Genomic DNA, 15,576 nt, shown 5'->3' with positions numbered 1-15,576 from the left:
CCCCAGCAACCCCGGGAGGCTCCCAGGTTTATAAGCGCTCCATAAGAAGTGTCAACGCGCAGGCCGTCAACGGTCGTTGACTTTGCCTGCTTATTAACCGCCCAGACGTTTGAGCGCGTCCGGAGCCTGCTCGATCCGGTCAACGAGGGCGATACGGGACTCCATGGCCCGCCCCCGCGCCAGCGACCGGAGCAGCGGCCAGACCGGCAGCTCCCGCGTCCAGTGCCCGCCGTCCACGAGCACCATCGGGGTCGGCTCGCCGCGCGACTCGTAGTAGTTGGGCGTCGCGTTGTCGAAGACCTCCTGCACGGTCCCGGCGGCGCCCGGCAGGAAGACCACCCCGGCGGTGGAGCGGGCCAGCAGGCCGTCCTCGCGGGTGGCGTTGGCGAAGTACTTGGCGATGTGCGCGGCGAAGGCGTTCGGCGGCTCGTGGCCGTAGAACCAGGTGGGGATGCCCACCGAGTCCCCGCCGCCCGGCCAGCGCTCGCGCACCTCGAACGCGGCGCGCGCCCACTCGCTGACCGACGGCCGGAACGAGGGCGCCTTGGCCAGCAGCCGGAGCGCGTCGTCCAGCATGCCGTCGGCGAACGGGGCGGCGTAGGCGCCCAGGTTCGCGGCCTCCATCGCGCCCGGTCCGCCGCCGGTGGCGACCGTGTAGCCGGCGCGGGCGAGTTCGCGGCCGAGCCGGGCGGCACCGGCGTACGCGTCGGTCCCACGGGCCATCGCGTGGCCGCCCATGACGCCCACCACCCGGGCGTCGGCGAGGAGTTCGTCCAGGGCGTCGGAGACCGCGTCGTCGTGGATCGCGCGGAGCATCGAGGAGAAGACGTCGCCGTCGGCCTTCGTGCGCTGGAACCAGGCGTAGGCGCGGGCGTCCGGCGTCACCTCGTACCCCGTGTCCAGCGACTCGAACAGTTCGCCGGGCGTGTAGACGAAGGCGCGGTACGGGTCGAACGGGAGCCCGGGCACCGGCGGGAACACCAGGGCCCCGGACGCCCGGACACGGGCGGCGGCCTCCGGGTCCATCGGGCAGCCGAGGAAGACGGCTCCCGTGGTGTCGAGGCGGAGCAGGACGTCCGTACGGCTCGTCAGGTCGACGGCCTGGACCCGGAACCGGGCGAGTGAGCCGTGCTCGGCGACGGCCTCGTCGAACTCGGCGAGCGACTCTATCTCGCGGTCGTGGGCGGCGCGGTGCGGCTGGGCGGGTGTCGGTTGCACCCGCCCATGCTGGCACGGATGTTCGGGCCGCGGGATCAGCCCTGGACGGCCGCCGGGTCCATCCACACGACCTCCCAGGTGTGGCCGTCGAGGTCGTCGAAGGCGCGGCCGTACATGAAGCCGTGGTCCTGGGTCTGGCCGCTCGCCGTGCCGCCGGCGGCGATGGCCCTGTCGACCAGCTCGTCCACCTTCTCGCGGCTCTCGGCGCTCAGACAGAGCAGCACCTCGCTGGTCGTCGTCGCGTCGGCGATCTCCTTCTTGGTGAAGGTCGCGTAGAACGGCTTGGTCAGCAGCATCGCGACGATGCTGTCGCTGATCACCACGGAGGCCGCCTTGTCGTCACTGAACTGCGGGTTGATCGAGTAGCCGAGTTCCGTGAAGAACTTCTTCGAGGCGTCCAGGTCGTTCACGGGCAGGTTCACGAAGATCATCTGCTGGTACATGCGGGCCTCTCCCGTCCGGGTGGTGCGCGGTTCGTCGCGTTCGGTGGGTAGACCGGCGGCCCGCACCGGACTCATCGGTGACCGCCGGACTTCTTCTCAGCGGAGCGGCAGCGCCGAGAGCGCGGCGATCCCCAGGGTGAGCGGGCCGAACAGGGCCAGCAGGGCGGCCGCGCGGAGGACGGCGGCACCGCGCAGCATCCCGGCGGGCGCGCCGAGCCGGAGCAGCGCGGCGACGGTCTCGGCGCGGCACTGCCGGGCCTCCACGGCCGCGGTGAGGAGGGTGGCGAGCGTGGAGCCGGCGACGACGAGCACGCCGAGGGCGGACAGCGGGCCGGAGGCGGGAGCCGGGCCGGTGCCGTCGTACAGGGCGGTCGTGGCGTAGCCGGCGGACGCCACCGCGCACACCACGCCCAGCGGGCGGCCGATCCGGGCGGCCTCCGCCATGAGGACCCGGCCGGCGAGCAGCCTCAGCGCGCCCGGGCGGGTGGACTGCAGGAGCCGCCCGCACAGATGGGTGAGGCCGGGGGCGGCCAGCACGAGACCGGTGGCGGTGAGGAGCCAGCCGAGGAGCACGGCGAGGGCGGGGGCGGGCGCGGTGCGGCCGGCATAGGCCTGGACGGCCAGTCCGGCGGTGACGAGGGCCACGCCCCAGGGCAGGCCGGACGGGGGCTCGACCTCGGTGTCCGGTGCCGGTGCCGGCGCGGGGGGCTCGGGGTCGGCTCCGGTACCCGGCGCCGGCGCGTCGCCGTCCGCGACCGTCGTCCCGGCGGCACGACCGCCCGTCGGACGCGGATCCGCCGGGGCCGGCGCCTTCGGCTGTGCCGCCCCTCCCCTGAAGCGTCCCGCCGCTCCGAACGTCTCCTTCCTCGGCGACCCCCCGTACGCGCCGAAGCGGCCGAAACCCCGGACGGTCCGGGGCGGCGGGACCGGATCCCTCGGGCGCAGGGCCAGGGCCACCGCCGTCGTCGCCGTGGCCGGGAGCACGGCGAGGAGGGTCAGGGCCGCCGGGAGGGGGAGGGAGCGGTCCGACGCCAGCATGCCCGCGGCCGCGCCGTCGAACGGCATGCCCGTCAGGTCGCCGCGCAGGTGCAGGAAGACCAGCAGGGCCAGCAGTGAGCCCAGGGTGCAGGACAGGGCCGTCGTCAGCGCGGAGACGGCCATGAGGCGGGCCGGGCCCAGGCCCACGGCGGACAGGCCGGGGCGCGGCCGGGTGCCGGGGTCGGTGCGGGCGACCGCGAGCGCGAGGTACACCGTGGCGGCGAGCGGCACCGCGCACCAGGCCAGGCGCTGCGCGGAGGCGCTCGCGGCCTCCGGGTGCCCCAGGGCGTGCGCGAGGCAGGACAGCAGCAGGAAACCGGTGCCCGCCGAGGCCGCGGCCACCAGCAGGCGGCGCAGCTGGACGGCGGGCCGGGCGGCACGGGTCAGGCGGAGAGCGAGCACGCGGCCCGGCCTTCCGTGTCGGGGCTGTCCGGCAGGTGCACGGTGTGCACGCGCCGCCCGTCCAGCAGGGCCACCGTACGGTCGGCGAGGGCGGCGGTCTCGGCGTCGTGGGTGGCGAGGACGACCGTGATGCCGTGCGAGCGGGCAGCCGCGGTGAGCGTGCGCAGGACGTGGGCGCGGTCGGCGCGGTGCAGCGGGGCCGTGGGCTCGTCGGCGAAGAGGACCGTGGGCCCGTGGGCGAGCGCGCGGGCGATGGCGACGCGCTGGCGTTCGGCGTGCTGGAGGTCGCGGGGGCGGCTGCGGGCCTTCTCGCCGACGTCCAGCCGCTCCAGCCACTCCAGCGCGGCCACCTTGGCCCGGCGGCGCCCGGCGCCGCGCAGCATCAGCGGGAGCGCGGCGTTCTCCCAGACGTTCAGCTCGGGGACGAGGAACGGCTCCGGGTCGATCCAGCCGAAGCGGTCCCGGCGCAGCCGTTCGCGGGCCATCGGGCCGAGCGTGTGCACGGGGGAGCTGTTGAACCAGACCTCGCCGCACCGCACCGGCTCCAGGCCGGACAGGCAGCGCAGCAGGGTCGTCTTGCCGCTGCCGCGGGGGCCGCTGACGGCGAGGATCTCGCCCTGCCGTACGCCGAGCGAGATCCCGGCGAGTCCGGGGGAGCCGTCGCGGTGGCTGAAGTGCAGGGAGCGTGCCCAGAGCACGTCGTTGTCCGGCGGAGCCTCCATGGGCGTACACCTCGGTTCAGATCCGTTTTCCCGTGCCTGTTCCCCCGTCCGGGGGAACGAAGGCAGGGCCGATCGGTCACTGGCACGCTAGGCAGGTCCCGGACGGGAGCCCGGACGGCACACGGCCCCGGGCCGCCGTTCTCACTCGAACGGAGGGCACCGGGGCCGGGTTCGGTCATCCTGTCGGATGATCAGAGCTTGGTCCACGCCTCCGTGAGGGTGGCCCGCAGGATCTGCTCGATCTCGTCGAAGGTCCCCTGGTCGGAGATCAGCGGCGGGGCGAGCTGGACGACCGGGTCGCCGCGGTCGTCGGCACGGCAGTACAGGCCGTTGTCGAACAGCGCCTTGGAGAGGAAGCCGTACAGGACGCGCTCGGTCTCCTCCTCGTTGAAGGACTCCTTGGTGTTCTTGTCCTTCACCAGCTCGATGCCGTAGAAGAAGCCGTTGCCGCGGACGTCGCCGACGATGGGCAGGTCGTGCAGCTTCTGCAGGGTCCGCAGGAAGGCGCCCTCGTTGTCCAGCACGTGCTGGGTGAGGTTCTCGCGCTCGAACAGGTCGAGGTTGGCGAGGCCCACCGCGGCCGAGACGGGGTGGCCGCCGAAGGTGTAGCCGTGCAGGAAGGTGTTGTCGCCCTTGTAGAACGGCTCGGCGATCCGGTCGGAGACGATGCACGCGCCGATCGGGGAGTAGCCCGAGGTCATGCCCTTGGCGCAGGTGATCATGTCCGGGACGTAGCCGAACTTGTCGCAGGCGAACATCGTGCCGAGGCGGCCGAAGGCACAGATGACCTCGTCCGACACGAGCAGCACGTCGTACTGGTCGCAGATCTCGCGCACGCGCTGGAAGTAGCCGGGCGGCGGCGGGAAGCAGCCGCCGGCGTTCTGCACCGGCTCCAGGAAGACCGCGGCGACGGTCTCCGGGCCCTCGAAGAGGATCTGCTGCTCGATCTGGTCGGCGGCCCAGCGGCCGAAGGCCTCCGGGTCGTCACCGTGGATCGGGGCGCGGTAGATGTTGGTGTTCGGCACCTTGTGCGCGCCCGGGACGAGCGGCTCGAAGGGGGCCTTCAGGGCCGGCAGGCCGGTGATCGACAGGGCGCCCTGCGGGGTGCCGTGGTAGGCGACCGCGCGGGAGATGACCTTGTACTTGGTCGGCTTGCCCTGGAGCTTGAAGTACTGCTTGGCGAGCTTCCAGGCGGTCTCGACGGCCTCGCCGCCGCCGGTGGTGAAGAAGACCTTGTTCAGGTCGCCCGGGGCGTAGTCGGCGAGGCGCTCGGCCAGCTCGACGGCCTTGGGGTGGGCGTAGGACCACACCGGGAAGAAGGCGAGCTCCTGGGCCTGCTTGAAGGCGGTCTCGGCGAGTTCCGTGCGGCCGTGTCCGGCCTGGACCACGAACAGACCCGCGAGACCGTCGAGGTAGCGCTTGCCCTTGTCGTCGTAGATGTAGGTGCCCTCGCCCCGGACGATGGTCGGGACGGGGGAGTTCTCGTACGAGGACATGCGGGTGAAGTGCATCCACAGGTGGTCGTACGCGGTGCGGCTGAGGTCCTTGCTGCTCACGGTTATCGGGTCCTCACGGTTATCGGGTTCCCCACATGTAGGTCTGCTTCTTGAGCTTCAGGTAGACGAAGCTCTCGGTGGAGCGCACTCCGGGCAGGGACCGGATGCGTTTGTTGATGACGTCCAGCAGGTGGTCGTCGTCCTCGCAGACGATCTCGGCGAGGATGTCGAACGAGCCCGCGGTCATCACCACGTACTCGACTTCCGACATGTCAGTCAGCGCGTCCGCGATCTTCTCGACGTCGCCCTCGGCGTTGATCCCGACCATCGCCTGCCGGCGGAAGCCCACGGTGAGCGGGTCCGTGACGGCGACGATCTGCATCACGCCCTGGTCCAGCAGCTTCTGCACGCGCTGCCGCACAGCCGCCTCGGACAGGCCGACGGCCTTGCCGATCGCCGCGTACGGCCGGCGGCCGTCCTCCTGGAGCTGCTGGATGATGGCGAGGGAGACGGCGTCCAGCTGGGGACTGCCGCCGTTCCTGGACTCGCGGGACGGGTCCCTCTGGTCTGCGCTTCGACTGGCCACGGCCTCACTGTGCACGACGTCTCGACAGTTTCGCAAGGCCCGATCGATGAAATTCGTTGTTTGCGAGACCTCGCCTTGCGGATTTCGCAGAACTGGTCGCGGTAGGGGTGTTGAAAACGTCGGCGCGCCGACTAGGGTGGGTGTCTCAGAGATCGGACAGCTTGAACCAGATCAGGAGGCCGGCAGTGAGCACCGAGCTGCGTCGTCTGCGCAACTACATCGACGGTGAGTTCCGGGACGCCGCCGACGGACGGACCACCGAGGTGGTCAACCCCGCGACGGGCGAGGCGTACGCCACCGCGCCGCTGTCCGGGCAGGCGGACGTGGACGCCGCCATGGAGGCCGCCGCCCGTGCCTTCCCGGGCTGGCGCGACACCACGCCGGCCGAGCGGCAGAAGGCCCTCCTGAAGATCGCCGACGCCTTCGAGGAGCGCGCCGAGGAGCTGATCGCGGCCGAGGTGGAGAACACCGGCAAGCCGGTCGGGCTCACCCGCTCCGAGGAGATCCCGCCGATGGTCGACCAGATCCGCTTCTTCGCGGGCGCGGCCCGGATGCTGGAGGGCCGCTCGGCCGGCGAGTACATGGACGGGATGACCTCGATCATCCGCCGTGAGCCGGTCGGCGTCTGCGCGCAGGTCGCGCCGTGGAACTACCCGATGATGATGGCGGTGTGGAAGTTCGCCCCGGCCATCGCCGCCGGCAACACGGTCGTCCTGAAGCCGTCGGACACCACCCCGGCCTCCACCGTCCTGATCGCCGACATCATCGGCTCGATCCTGCCCAAGGGCGTCTTCAACGTCATCTGCGGCGACCGCGACACCGGCCGCATGATGGTCGAGCACGACGTCCCGGCCATGGCCTCCATCACCGGTTCCGTGCGCGCCGGCATGTCCGTCGCCGAGTCCGCCTCCAAGGACCTCAAGCGGGTCCACCTGGAGCTGGGCGGCAAGGCTCCGGTCGTCGTCTTCGAGGACACCGACATCGCCAAGGCCGTCGAGGACATCTCCGTGGCGGGCTTCTTCAACGCCGGCCAGGACTGTACGGCCGCCACCCGCGTCCTCGTGCAGGAGTCCATCCACGACGAGTTCGTGGCCGCGCTCGCCAAGGCCGCGTCCGAGACGAAGACCGGCCAGCCGGACGACGAGGACGTGCTGTTCGGCCCGCTGAACAACCCCAACCAGCTCAAGCAGGTCTCCGGCTTCATCGAGCGCCTCCCCGCCCACGCCAAGGTCGAGGCGGGCGGCCAGCGGGTCGGCGACAAGGGCTACTTCTACGCCCCGACCGTCGTCTCCGGCCTGAAGCAGGACGACGAGATCATCCAGAACGAGGTCTTCGGCCCGGTCATCACCGTCCAGTCCTTCACCGACGAGGAGCAGGCCGTCGAGTGGGCCAACGGCGTGGAGTACGCCCTCGCGTCCTCCGTCTGGACCAAGGACCACGCCCGCGCGATGCGCATGTCCAAGAAGCTCGACTTCGGCTGCGTGTGGATCAACACCCACATCCCGCTGGTCGCCGAGATGCCGCACGGCGGCTTCAAGAAGTCCGGCTACGGCAAGGACCTGTCGGCGTACGGCTTCGAGGACTACACGCGCATCAAGCACGTGATGACGTCGCTCGACGGCTGACGGCTGACGGCTGCTGGGGCCGATCGTCCGTGGACACGGTGGGACGGCATGCTTCCGGGGTGCTCCAGACCGCTTCCCGCAGGCCCCCGCTGTCCCGCCGTTCCCTCCTCGCCGCCCTCGGGGGCACCGCCGCGCTCGGTGCCCTCGCCGGCTGCGGGGTGCCCGCGGCGTACGTGGCACCCGGTGACCGTGCCGTGGCCGACGAGTCCGCCCGCGACAACAAGCTGACCTGGGCGAACTGGCCGCTGTACATCGACACCGACAACGACGACCCCGGCCACCGGTCTACCGGCCGCGATCTGATCGTCATCAGCGACTGGATGTGCGCCCGGTACGTGCGGCTCGGCTGGGTCCAGGAGATGGACCGCGCCCGCCAGCCGAACGTGGCGCGGTACCTGGACCCGCTGCTGCGCACGCCCGCCTTCGACAAGGGCCGCCGGTTCACCGTGCCCTGGCAGTCCGGCATCACCGGCATCGCCTACAACCGCCGTGCGCTCGGCCGCGAGATACGCGCCGTCTCCGACCTGTGGGCCGAGGACCTCAAGGGCCGCGTGACCCTGCTGTCCGGCCTGGACGAGTCGTTCGCGCTGCTCATGCAGGGCGACGGCGTGGACATCACCCGGTGGACCGCGGACGACTTCCACCGGGCCTGCGACCAGGTGGAGCGGCAGGTCCGCCGCGGCCAGATACGCCGGTTCACCGGCAACGACTACACCAAGGACCTGGTCAGCGGGGACGTCCTCGCCTGCCAGGCGTACTCCGGCGACGTCATCCAGCTCCAGGCGGACAACCCCGACATCCGCTTCGTCGTCCCCGAGGAGGGCGCCGAACTGTGGTCGGACTCCCTCATGATCCCCGACCGGGCCCGCCACAAGGCCAACGCCGAGCGCCTGATCGACTACTACTACGCCCCCGAGGCCGCCGCCCGGCTCGCCGCCTGGGTGAACTACGTCTGCCCGGTCCCGGCGGCCCGCGAGGTCCTGGCCGCCGCCGAGGACAAGGACACGGCGGCCCTCGCCGGCCACCCCCTGATCTTCCCGGACTCCGGCATGCGCCGCCGGCTCGCCGTCGCCCGCGACATCACCTCCGCGGAACGCCCGGAGTTCACCCGGCGGTGGAACGGGATCGTGGGCTTCTAGCGCGTGGCCGGCCGGCGGCGGGGCGGGGTCACTTCAGGCCGCTGAGCATGACGCCCCTGACGTAGTACTTCTGGAGCAGCAGGAACAGCAGCAGGACCGGCAGGACGCTCAGGACGAGGCCGGCCATGACGATGGGCGTCGTGCGGGCCGGGTCGACGTGGTCCTGGAGCAGCTGGATGCCGACGGGCAGGGTCATCACGTCCGGGTTGGCGGTCGAGACGAGCAGCGCCCAGATGTACTCGTTCCAGGCGTCGACGAAGGTCAGCAGTCCGAGCGTGACCAGGACCGGCTTGGTCTGCGGCACCACGATCCGCCACCACACAGCGAACTCCCCGGCGCCGTCGATGCGCGCCGCCTCCAGGACCTCGTCCGGGATCGCGACCATGAACTGGCGGGTCAGGAAGATCCCGAAGCCGTTGACGAGGAACGGCACGGCGAGCGCCGCGATGCTGACGGTCAGGCCGGCGCCGCCGCGCCCGGACAGGTCGTTGCCGCCCGCCAGCGGCCAGTGCACCAGGATCAGGAAGTGCGGGACGAAGAACAGGAACGGCGGGAACATCATCGTGGCCAGCACGAGGCGGAAGACGAAGTCCCGGCCGGGGAAGCGCAGTTTGGCGAGCGCGTAGCCCGCGAGGGACGACGTGAGCAGCACGGAAGCGGTGATCAGCGCGGTGGCGGCCACGCTGTTGCGGAAGAGCGCCGGCAGGTCCAACTGCCGGATCGCCGCCCGGTAGTTGGCGAGGTCGAACGCCCGGGGCAGGAAGCGGTACGGCAGCGTGCCCGCCTCGCCGGGGCCCTTGAAGGACGTCATCACCATGTCGCAGAACGGCACCACCGTGAGCACGGCGCCGGTGGCGACCACGAGGTACGACAGCCACGGCACGCCACGGCGGCCGGTGCTCCTTCCCCGCGTCACGCGTCCTCCCCCGTGCGCCGGAACCACCACAACTGCGCCAGCGTGATCGCGAGGACCACCGCGAACAGCACGAACGCGGCGGCGCTCGCGGTGCCCCAGTCGCCGTAGCCGAAGGCCAGCCGGTACATCTCCAGCGCGGCCACGTCGGTCGCGTCCCCCGGTCCGCCCCTGGTCATCACGGTGATCAGCGCGAACGACTGCAGACCGGTGAGGAACTGGGTGACGCACACGAACAGCAGGGACGGCCGCAGCAGCGGCAGGGTGATCCTCCGGAAGACGGTGACCGGCCCGGCGCCGTCCAGCGCGGCGGCCTCGTAGTACGACTCCGGGACGGACTTCAGCCCGGCGGTCAGCACGAGGACCGCCGAGCCGAGCGAGGCCCAGGCCTGGACGACCACGACCGAGGGCAGCGCGGTGTCCGGGTCCGCGAGGAACGCCACCGAGTCCAGTCCGACGGCGTTGAGGACGCCGTTGACCAGACCGCCCGGCTCGTACATGTACTTCCACACGTTGCCGACGGCGACGACGGTCGTGACGATCGGCAGGAAGTACAGGGTGCGCCACACTCCCTGGAACCGCAACCTGTCGATGCAGGTAGCGACGAGCACCGAGCCCGTGAGGGCGAGGGCGACGGTGCCCAGGGCGAACAGCAGCGTGTTGGTGAGGATCGGCGTCAGGAACGTCGACCCGTCCGCGAACAGGCCGGTGAAGTTGTCGAGGCCGGCCGGCTCGATGTCGCCGAGGGCGAACCCGGACCAGCGGGACGTCGACAGCAGCAGCGCGAACCCGAGCGGCAGGAGCAGGAAGACCGCGAAGAACAGCAGCACCGGCGCCAGGAAGAGGTAGGCGACGACGGTCTGGCGGCGCCGGTGGCGGACGCGGCCGGCGACGGCGGACCGGACGGCCCGGGCCCGGGGGGTCCGTTCGGCCGTCTCGGGTACCAGGGCGTTCACCATGCGCGCGCCACCTCCTGATCGACCTGACGGCGGGTCAGGCGCAGTGCCTCCTCGACCGACCGCCGGCCGGTCCACAGCGCCTCGATGTTCGTGCGCAGCAGCGACTTGGCCCGCTGGGCGCCCGGCACGTTCGGCTCCGGCACCGCGTAGGCCAGCGCGTCCAGGAACGGCCGCAGGTTCGGATCGCGGGCCGCGCCCTTCCCGCCGCCCGCGCCCAGGAGCGCCCGCATGTCGTCGGCGCGGCCGGTCAGGGAGCCGGCCGACACCTGCAGGGCGCTCATCCGGGTCGCCACCGCACCCTTCCCGGCGGCCGTCCGCTCGGTATTGAGCCAGCGCAGGAACTCCCAGGCCTCGCGCGGGTGCCGACTGGCCGTGTTGACCCCGAGCATGAAGCCGGTGCAGAGCGTGGCGCGTGTGCCGCCCGCCTCGGGCAGGGGCAGCGGCGCGACGCCGACATCCCGGTAGTCCGCGCCCATCTGGCTCCTCAGGCTGCCGGTCCACCAGCCGGCACTGATCACCATGGCCACCTGCCCGGACGGGAACGCGCGGTAGACGTTGACACCCGGACAGCTCGCCCCCCTGGCGACGAGGCGGTCCTCCAGGCCGAACACGGCCCGGCCGGCCGGTGAGTCGATGCCGGTGCTCCTGCCGTCCGCCGAGACGAACGCTCCGCCGGCGGCGTTGAGCAGCGCGAGCGTCTGGCCGACGGTGGTGGAGTCGTCGTATGTCGACAGCCCGAACCCCTGGACGAGCGTGTTGCCGTACCGGTCCCGCCTGGTGGTGCGGTAGGCGGTCTCCTCCAGCTCCCGCCAGGTGCGCGGCGGGCCGTCGACGCCGGCCGCGCGCAGCAGCCGCTTGTTGTAGTAAAGGGCGTACGTCTGGAGTTCGGTGGGGTAGCCGTACACCCTGCCGCCCACCGAGGCGGCGCCGACCGCGGCGGCACTGTAGCCGCGTCGGATCTCCTCCGCGTGCTCGGCCGGGGCGGGCCGCAGGACGCCGGCCCGGACGAGCTGGCCGTTCCACAGGCAGTACGGGTGGAGGATGTCGGCGCCCTGGCCGGCGGCCTGCCGGACCATGAACGTGGTCAGCAGGTCCGTGAACTCCACCGCCGTCGTGCGCACCTTGACCCGGTCGTGCGTGGCGTTCCACTCGTCCACCGGGCCGCGCAGCGCCTCCTTGAGCTCCCCGCTCGCGTAGTGGGAGAGCAGGGTGAGGACGATGGGGTCACCGGGCCGCCCGGTGCCCCGGTGCGGCGCCGCGCAGCCGGTGGCGAGCAGGGCCGCAGGGAGCGCGAGCACGAAGTGACGGCGGCTCGGACGCGGTGAGCCGTGGGGTGGCCGACGGTCGGGCGGGCCGTCGGTGCGGCGGGGCCGGGTCACCGGGTGGCCTCCCGGCGCAGCACACGGAACACCCGGGTCGTGGTGAAGCCCGCCGCGCGGTACAGCCGGCCCGCCGGTGACCGCTCGCCGGTCCACAGGAACCACGCGCAGTGCGCGCCGCGTGCCCGCATCCGCTCCAGGACCAGGTGGAGCAGGACCGTGCCGAGCCCGGTGCCGCGCATCTCCTCCAGCACGCCGAACGGCCCGAACCGCTCGTCCGCCGACGCGTACGCGCCGTGCATCGCCCAGCCGGCCAGGCGGCCCGACGGGTCCCGGGCGACGACGATCCGGTCCAGCGGCGTGCCGGCGGCCAGGCACTCCCGGATCGCCCGCGCCCAGTCCGGGTTGAAGTGACGCCCGGCGAGCGCGAGCAGGTCCACCAGGTCGTCGTCGCACGGGGTGGCGAACCGGTGGCCGCGGGCCGTCAGTTCGTCCCGGCGGCGCGCGGCCACGTCGGGGAAGCGGTAGCCGGCCAGGCGGCGGTCCATCGCCACCGCCTCGTACAGGGTCCGGAAGCCCAGCGAGTCGAGGAGCTTCGCCGCCTCCGGGTACGTCTCGGCGTCCAGCCCGGGGAGCACGTAGTTCGGGGTGTACGAGGAGAAGTCCACACGGGTGCGGCCGTGACCGCGCAGCCAGTCGAGGGCCTCGGTCAGCAGCCGGCGGCCGAGGCCGAGCCCACGGGCGGCCGGGTCGACGAAGAAGAACGGGATCCAGCCCTGCTCCGGCTCCAGGTCGGTGCCGCTCATCGGCGTCAGGCGGCGCACCGCGTAGGCCGCGCCGAGAACCCGGTCGCCGTCGACGGCGACCCGGAGCCCGTCCGGATCGAAGTTGGCGTCGAGCAGCACCAGGGAGCGGAACCGGTCCGGGGTGAGGGGATCGGCCGGCGCGCTGCGCCGCCACGCCTCCACCAGCCGGGGCCCGTCACCCACGCGGAACCCGCGCGTCCCGGCCCCGGAGGTCGTCGTGCGGTCGGTCATCGACGGTGGTGTCCTTCCCCGCGCGGGTGCGGCGACGGCCCAGTCGGGGGGCGGTGCCGGTGGGGCGCGCAGCGCGGGCGCGAACCGCGCGTCGAGGTACGGCGCCCCGACGATCTCGAAGGGCCGCGTGGTGTCCCGGCCCTCGGAGAGGTCCGTCCCCTCGGACAGGCAGGTGCCGGCGGCGCGCCTGCCGCGAGCAGCGCGGGTGCGGCGGGGCGCAGATCGGGGAGGACGCCGGTGTGGTGGGTCACCAGTCCCGGCCGGCCGGGCCCGGCGAGCCCGGGAGACGCGTGCAGCCGTGCGATCCCGGTCGTCACCGCGACGCGGTCGTCCGTGCTCATCCGTTGCCCCGTCTGCAGGTGACGTCTCGAAGGGTGGGGCGCAATTTACTGGTATGTCCGGCAACTCTGCAATGATTCAGGGCGGTATACGGCGAAATAGCTGTTCATGCTGGAAAGGGATGTCTGCGGAAAAACGTTCCCGCCGGACGCGACGGGGGCGCCACGGACCCCGACTTCGCCGGCGGCGGCGCCCTTACCGGCGCCGGGACCGTCCCCCGGTTCCGGTTCGGCCCGCGCGCCGCCCGGGTGCGACCCCGGAACGGTGACGCGGGCATGCGCGCCGCGGGCCCGTCAGCGGTCCAGCGCCCGGCCCACCGTCGCCGCCGCCTGGCGTACGGCCGGGGCCAGCCGGTCGGGGCGGGCGGTCGTCGCGGCCGTCACCGACACGGCGGCCACGGCGGTGCCGTTCCGGAACACCGGGGCGGCCAGGGAGAGTTCACCGAGGCGGTACTCCTGGTGCGCCTCGGCCAGTCCGGTCGCGCGCACCCGGGCCAACTGGGCACCGAGGGCGCCGGGGGCGGTGACGGTGTAGGGGGTGTGGCGGACGGCGCTCGGGGACGGGCCGGCCGCGGTACGGGGGCCGTGGCCGGCGATCCGGCCGGGCGCGCCGCCGTTCCCGTGCCCGCCGCCGAACCCGGACCCGACCCCGTAGGCCAGCAGCACCTTGCCCGCCGCCGTGGCGTGCAGCGGCAGCCGTTCGCCGGTGACCAGGCAGAGGGCCGCGCCGTCGGCCGGGATCGTCACGTCGGCGTGGCCGCTGGTGCGGCTGGTGAGGGTGCGCAGGGCCGGCAGGGCCGTGGCGAGGAGTCCGCGGGGACAGGGCGCGGCGGCGCCGAGGGTGCGGAGACGGGTGCCGAGGCGGTAGGAGCCGTCGGCCGCCCGCTCCAGCCCGCCCCAGGCCACCAGTTCGCGCACCATGCGCAGCGCGGTCGGCACGGGGAGCCCCGTGCGGCGGGCGATGTCCGTCAGGCGCAGGGTGTCCGGCGCGTCCCCGAACGCGTCCAGTACGGAGAGGACCCGCCCGGCCACGCTCTCGGCCATACCGTTCCTCCGCCTCCGCAGCCCTCGTTTTCGCCCAGTGAAACCCGGGCGTTGGCGTCGTACGCCCCCGCCCGTCATGGTCAACACATGACTCTCGGCCTCTCTTCCGACCAACTCCTGTCCACCACGCGCGCCGTCCGCCACCGTCTCGACCTGACCCGGCCGGTGCCCCGCCGGCTGCTGGAGGAATGCGTCGACCTGGCGGTCCAGGCGCCGACCGGGCGCAACCGGCAGCGCTGGCACTTCGTCATCGTCACCGACCCGGACCGGCGGGCCGCCCTGGCGGACGTGTGGCGCGCCGGTGTGAGCGCGCCGGGCGCCAGTGAGCCGCTGCCGGCACGCGATGTGCGGCGCGCGAGCGTGGCCCGGATGGACCGGGTCTACTCCGGTACCGCGCACCTCTACGAGCACCTCCACGAGGTCCCGGCGCTCGTCGTCCCGTGCGTGGAGGGCCGTACCGACGACGCGCCCGTGCTGCGCCAGGCCGGCACCTGGGGGTCCATCCTCCCGGCCGTCTGGAGCTTCATGCTCGCCGCCCGCGCCCGGGGCCTCGGCACCTGCTGGACCACCGGGAACCTCGTCCACGAGCGGGAGTCGGCCCGGGTGCTCGGCATCCCGTACGAGGACGTCATGCAGGCCGCCCTCATCCCCGTCGCGTACACCCTCGGCACCGACTTCCGCCCGGCCGGCCGCATTCCGCGGGAGCGGGTGCTGCACTGGGAAGAGTTTTGAACATGTTCAATTCCGGGCGTACGCTGCTGCCATGAGCGACAGAGCCGCCCTGCTCAAGGGCATCCGCGTGTGGCTGGCCCTCTTCGTCGTGTGCCTCGCCCTCAGCGGGGCGACCGCCTTCCCGCTGGTGCACGAACTGCGCTGGACCGAGGACGCGTTGCGCGCGCTGTCCGTGCCGGAGCACCTGCCCGGGCTGATGGCGTGGATCTCCCGGGTGCGCGACGGGCTGGACACCGTCGACGCCGAGCAGCCCTTCGTCCTGTACGGCACCGACTGGCTCGCCTTCGCCCACCTCGTCATCGCGGTCGCGTTCTACGGCCCCTACCGTGACCCCGTCCGCAACATCTGGGTGGTCGAGTTCGGGATGATCGCCTGTGCCGGGATCATCCCGCTCGCCCTCGTCTGCGGACCGGTCCGCGGCATCCCCTTCTGGTGGAGCGTCATCGACATGTCGTTCGGGGTCTTCGGGATCGTCCCGCTGTACGTCGTGCGGAAGAAGACCAAGCGGCTTCAGGCGCTCGGCGGCGCGCCGTCCGGCCTCCCGGCCGCCACCGCCGCGGGCTGA

At 72.6% G+C, this 15,576-nt stretch carries 15 protein-coding genes and 1 pseudogene; 4 read left to right on the top strand and 12 right to left on the bottom strand.

From position 1 onward, the window contains the following. Positions 1-93: 93 nt before the first annotated feature. The 6 genes from LG395_RS28995 to LG395_RS28970 form a co-directional block, all read right to left on the bottom strand. Positions 94-1,218 (bottom strand): LOG family protein, encoded by a 1,125-nt coding sequence (locus tag LG395_RS28995; protein ID WP_225811743.1) that lies wholly within the window; start codon positions 1,216-1,218, stop codon positions 94-96. 35 nt (positions 1,219-1,253) lie between these two features. Beyond that, positions 1,254-1,661, bottom strand: a complete 408-nt coding sequence (locus LG395_RS28990) for a VOC family protein (RefSeq protein WP_171152399.1) — start codon at positions 1,659-1,661, stop codon at positions 1,254-1,256. A gap of 96 nt (positions 1,662-1,757) precedes the next feature. Further along, the gene (locus LG395_RS28985; RefSeq protein ID WP_225811742.1) at positions 1,758-3,101 is read right to left on the bottom strand and encodes a hypothetical protein; all 1,344 of its coding nucleotides are present in this window, start codon (positions 3,099-3,101) and stop codon (positions 1,758-1,760) included. Then, positions 3,083-3,823: an ABC transporter ATP-binding protein gene (locus LG395_RS28980; RefSeq protein ID WP_171152396.1), complete on the bottom strand. Its 741-nt coding sequence runs from the start codon at positions 3,821-3,823 to the stop codon at positions 3,083-3,085. Before LG395_RS28980 ends, LG395_RS28985 begins: the two co-directional genes overlap by 19 nt. A gap of 191 nt (positions 3,824-4,014) precedes the next feature. Continuing rightward, positions 4,015-5,379 carry an aspartate aminotransferase family protein gene (locus LG395_RS28975; RefSeq protein ID WP_171152395.1) on the bottom strand — a complete coding sequence of 455 codons (1,365 nt, stop codon included), beginning with the start codon at positions 5,377-5,379 and terminating at the stop codon, positions 4,015-4,017. A 19-nt stretch (positions 5,380-5,398) separates the two neighbouring features. After that, on the bottom strand, positions 5,399-5,920 hold the full coding sequence (locus LG395_RS28970) for an Lrp/AsnC family transcriptional regulator (protein ID WP_132788813.1): 522 nt from the start codon (positions 5,918-5,920) through the stop codon (positions 5,399-5,401). A gap of 170 nt (positions 5,921-6,090) precedes the next feature. Here LG395_RS28970 and LG395_RS28965 point away from each other — a divergent pair, with 170 nt between their 5' ends. After that, positions 6,091-7,530, top strand: a complete 1,440-nt coding sequence (locus LG395_RS28965) for a gamma-aminobutyraldehyde dehydrogenase (RefSeq protein WP_225811741.1) — start codon at positions 6,091-6,093, stop codon at positions 7,528-7,530. 59 nt (positions 7,531-7,589) lie between these two features. Continuing rightward, positions 7,590-8,669, top strand: coding sequence for an ABC transporter substrate-binding protein (locus tag LG395_RS28960; protein ID WP_225811740.1), 1,080 nt, complete (start codon positions 7,590-7,592; stop codon positions 8,667-8,669). Positions 8,670-8,697: 28 nt separating this feature from the next. Here LG395_RS28960 and LG395_RS28955 read toward each other — a convergent pair whose 3' ends face one another. From LG395_RS28955 to LG395_RS28925, 6 genes and pseudogenes are all read right to left on the bottom strand, one after another. Then, positions 8,698-9,585, bottom strand: a complete 888-nt coding sequence (locus LG395_RS28955) for a carbohydrate ABC transporter permease (protein WP_225811739.1) — start codon at positions 9,583-9,585, stop codon at positions 8,698-8,700. Next, entirely contained in the window at positions 9,582-10,541 is a 960-nt protein-coding gene (locus LG395_RS28950) for a carbohydrate ABC transporter permease (RefSeq protein ID WP_225811738.1), read from the bottom strand. The genes LG395_RS28955 and LG395_RS28950 overlap by 4 nt, the downstream gene beginning before the upstream one ends. Next, positions 10,535-11,839, bottom strand: coding sequence for an extracellular solute-binding protein (locus LG395_RS28945; RefSeq protein WP_225811737.1), 1,305 nt, complete (start codon positions 11,837-11,839; stop codon positions 10,535-10,537). The genes LG395_RS28950 and LG395_RS28945 overlap by 7 nt, the downstream gene beginning before the upstream one ends. A 77-nt stretch (positions 11,840-11,916) precedes the next feature. Next, on the bottom strand, positions 11,917-12,897 hold the full coding sequence (locus tag LG395_RS41265) for a GNAT family N-acetyltransferase (RefSeq protein WP_263983182.1): 981 nt from the start codon (positions 12,895-12,897) through the stop codon (positions 11,917-11,919). Between the two features lie 120 nt (positions 12,898-13,017). After that, a pseudogene (locus LG395_RS41920) lies at positions 13,018-13,302 on the bottom strand (hypothetical protein); the annotation flags it as partial. Between the two features lie 227 nt (positions 13,303-13,529). Further along, a complete protein-coding gene (locus LG395_RS28925) occupies positions 13,530-14,279 on the bottom strand; it encodes an IclR family transcriptional regulator (RefSeq protein WP_225811736.1) in 750 nt (249 codons plus the stop codon). 87 nt (positions 14,280-14,366) lie between these two features. Between LG395_RS28925 and LG395_RS28920 the strand changes: the two genes are divergently transcribed. Further along, entirely contained in the window at positions 14,367-15,011 is a 645-nt protein-coding gene (locus LG395_RS28920; RefSeq protein ID WP_171152382.1) for a nitroreductase family protein, read from the top strand. 31 nt (positions 15,012-15,042) lie between these two features. Beyond that, the gene (locus LG395_RS28915; protein WP_225811735.1) at positions 15,043-15,576 is read left to right on the top strand and encodes a hypothetical protein; all 534 of its coding nucleotides are present in this window, start codon (positions 15,043-15,045) and stop codon (positions 15,574-15,576) included.

Source organism: Streptomyces spinosus (genome assembly GCF_020400655.1).
GTDB lineage: Bacteria > Actinomycetota > Actinomycetes > Streptomycetales > Streptomycetaceae > Streptomyces > Streptomyces argyrophylli.
The sequence above is the reverse complement of the archived record's forward strand: the minus strand, read 5'-3'. Positions and strand labels throughout refer to the sequence as shown.

Excerpts from the sequence above, each read along its gene's own strand:
- LG395_RS28990 (WP_171152399.1), bottom strand. The coding sequence starts at position 1,661 with ATGTACCAGCAGATGATCTTCGTGAACCTGCCCGTGAACGACCTGGAC.
- LG395_RS28980 (WP_171152396.1), bottom strand. The coding sequence starts at position 3,823 with ATGGAGGCTCCGCCGGACAACGACGTGCTCTGGGCACGCTCCCTGCAC.
- LG395_RS28950 (WP_225811738.1), bottom strand. The coding sequence starts at position 10,541 with ATGGTGAACGCCCTGGTACCCGAGACGGCCGAACGGACCCCCCGGGCC.
- LG395_RS41265 (WP_263983182.1), bottom strand. The coding sequence starts at position 12,897 with ATGACCGACCGCACGACGACCTCCGGGGCCGGGACGCGCGGGTTCCGC.
- LG395_RS28925 (WP_225811736.1), bottom strand. The coding sequence starts at position 14,279 with ATGGCCGAGAGCGTGGCCGGGCGGGTCCTCTCCGTACTGGACGCGTTC.
- LG395_RS28920 (WP_171152382.1), top strand. The coding sequence starts at position 14,367 with ATGACTCTCGGCCTCTCTTCCGACCAACTCCTGTCCACCACGCGCGCC.
- LG395_RS28915 (WP_225811735.1), top strand. The coding sequence starts at position 15,043 with ATGAGCGACAGAGCCGCCCTGCTCAAGGGCATCCGCGTGTGGCTGGCC.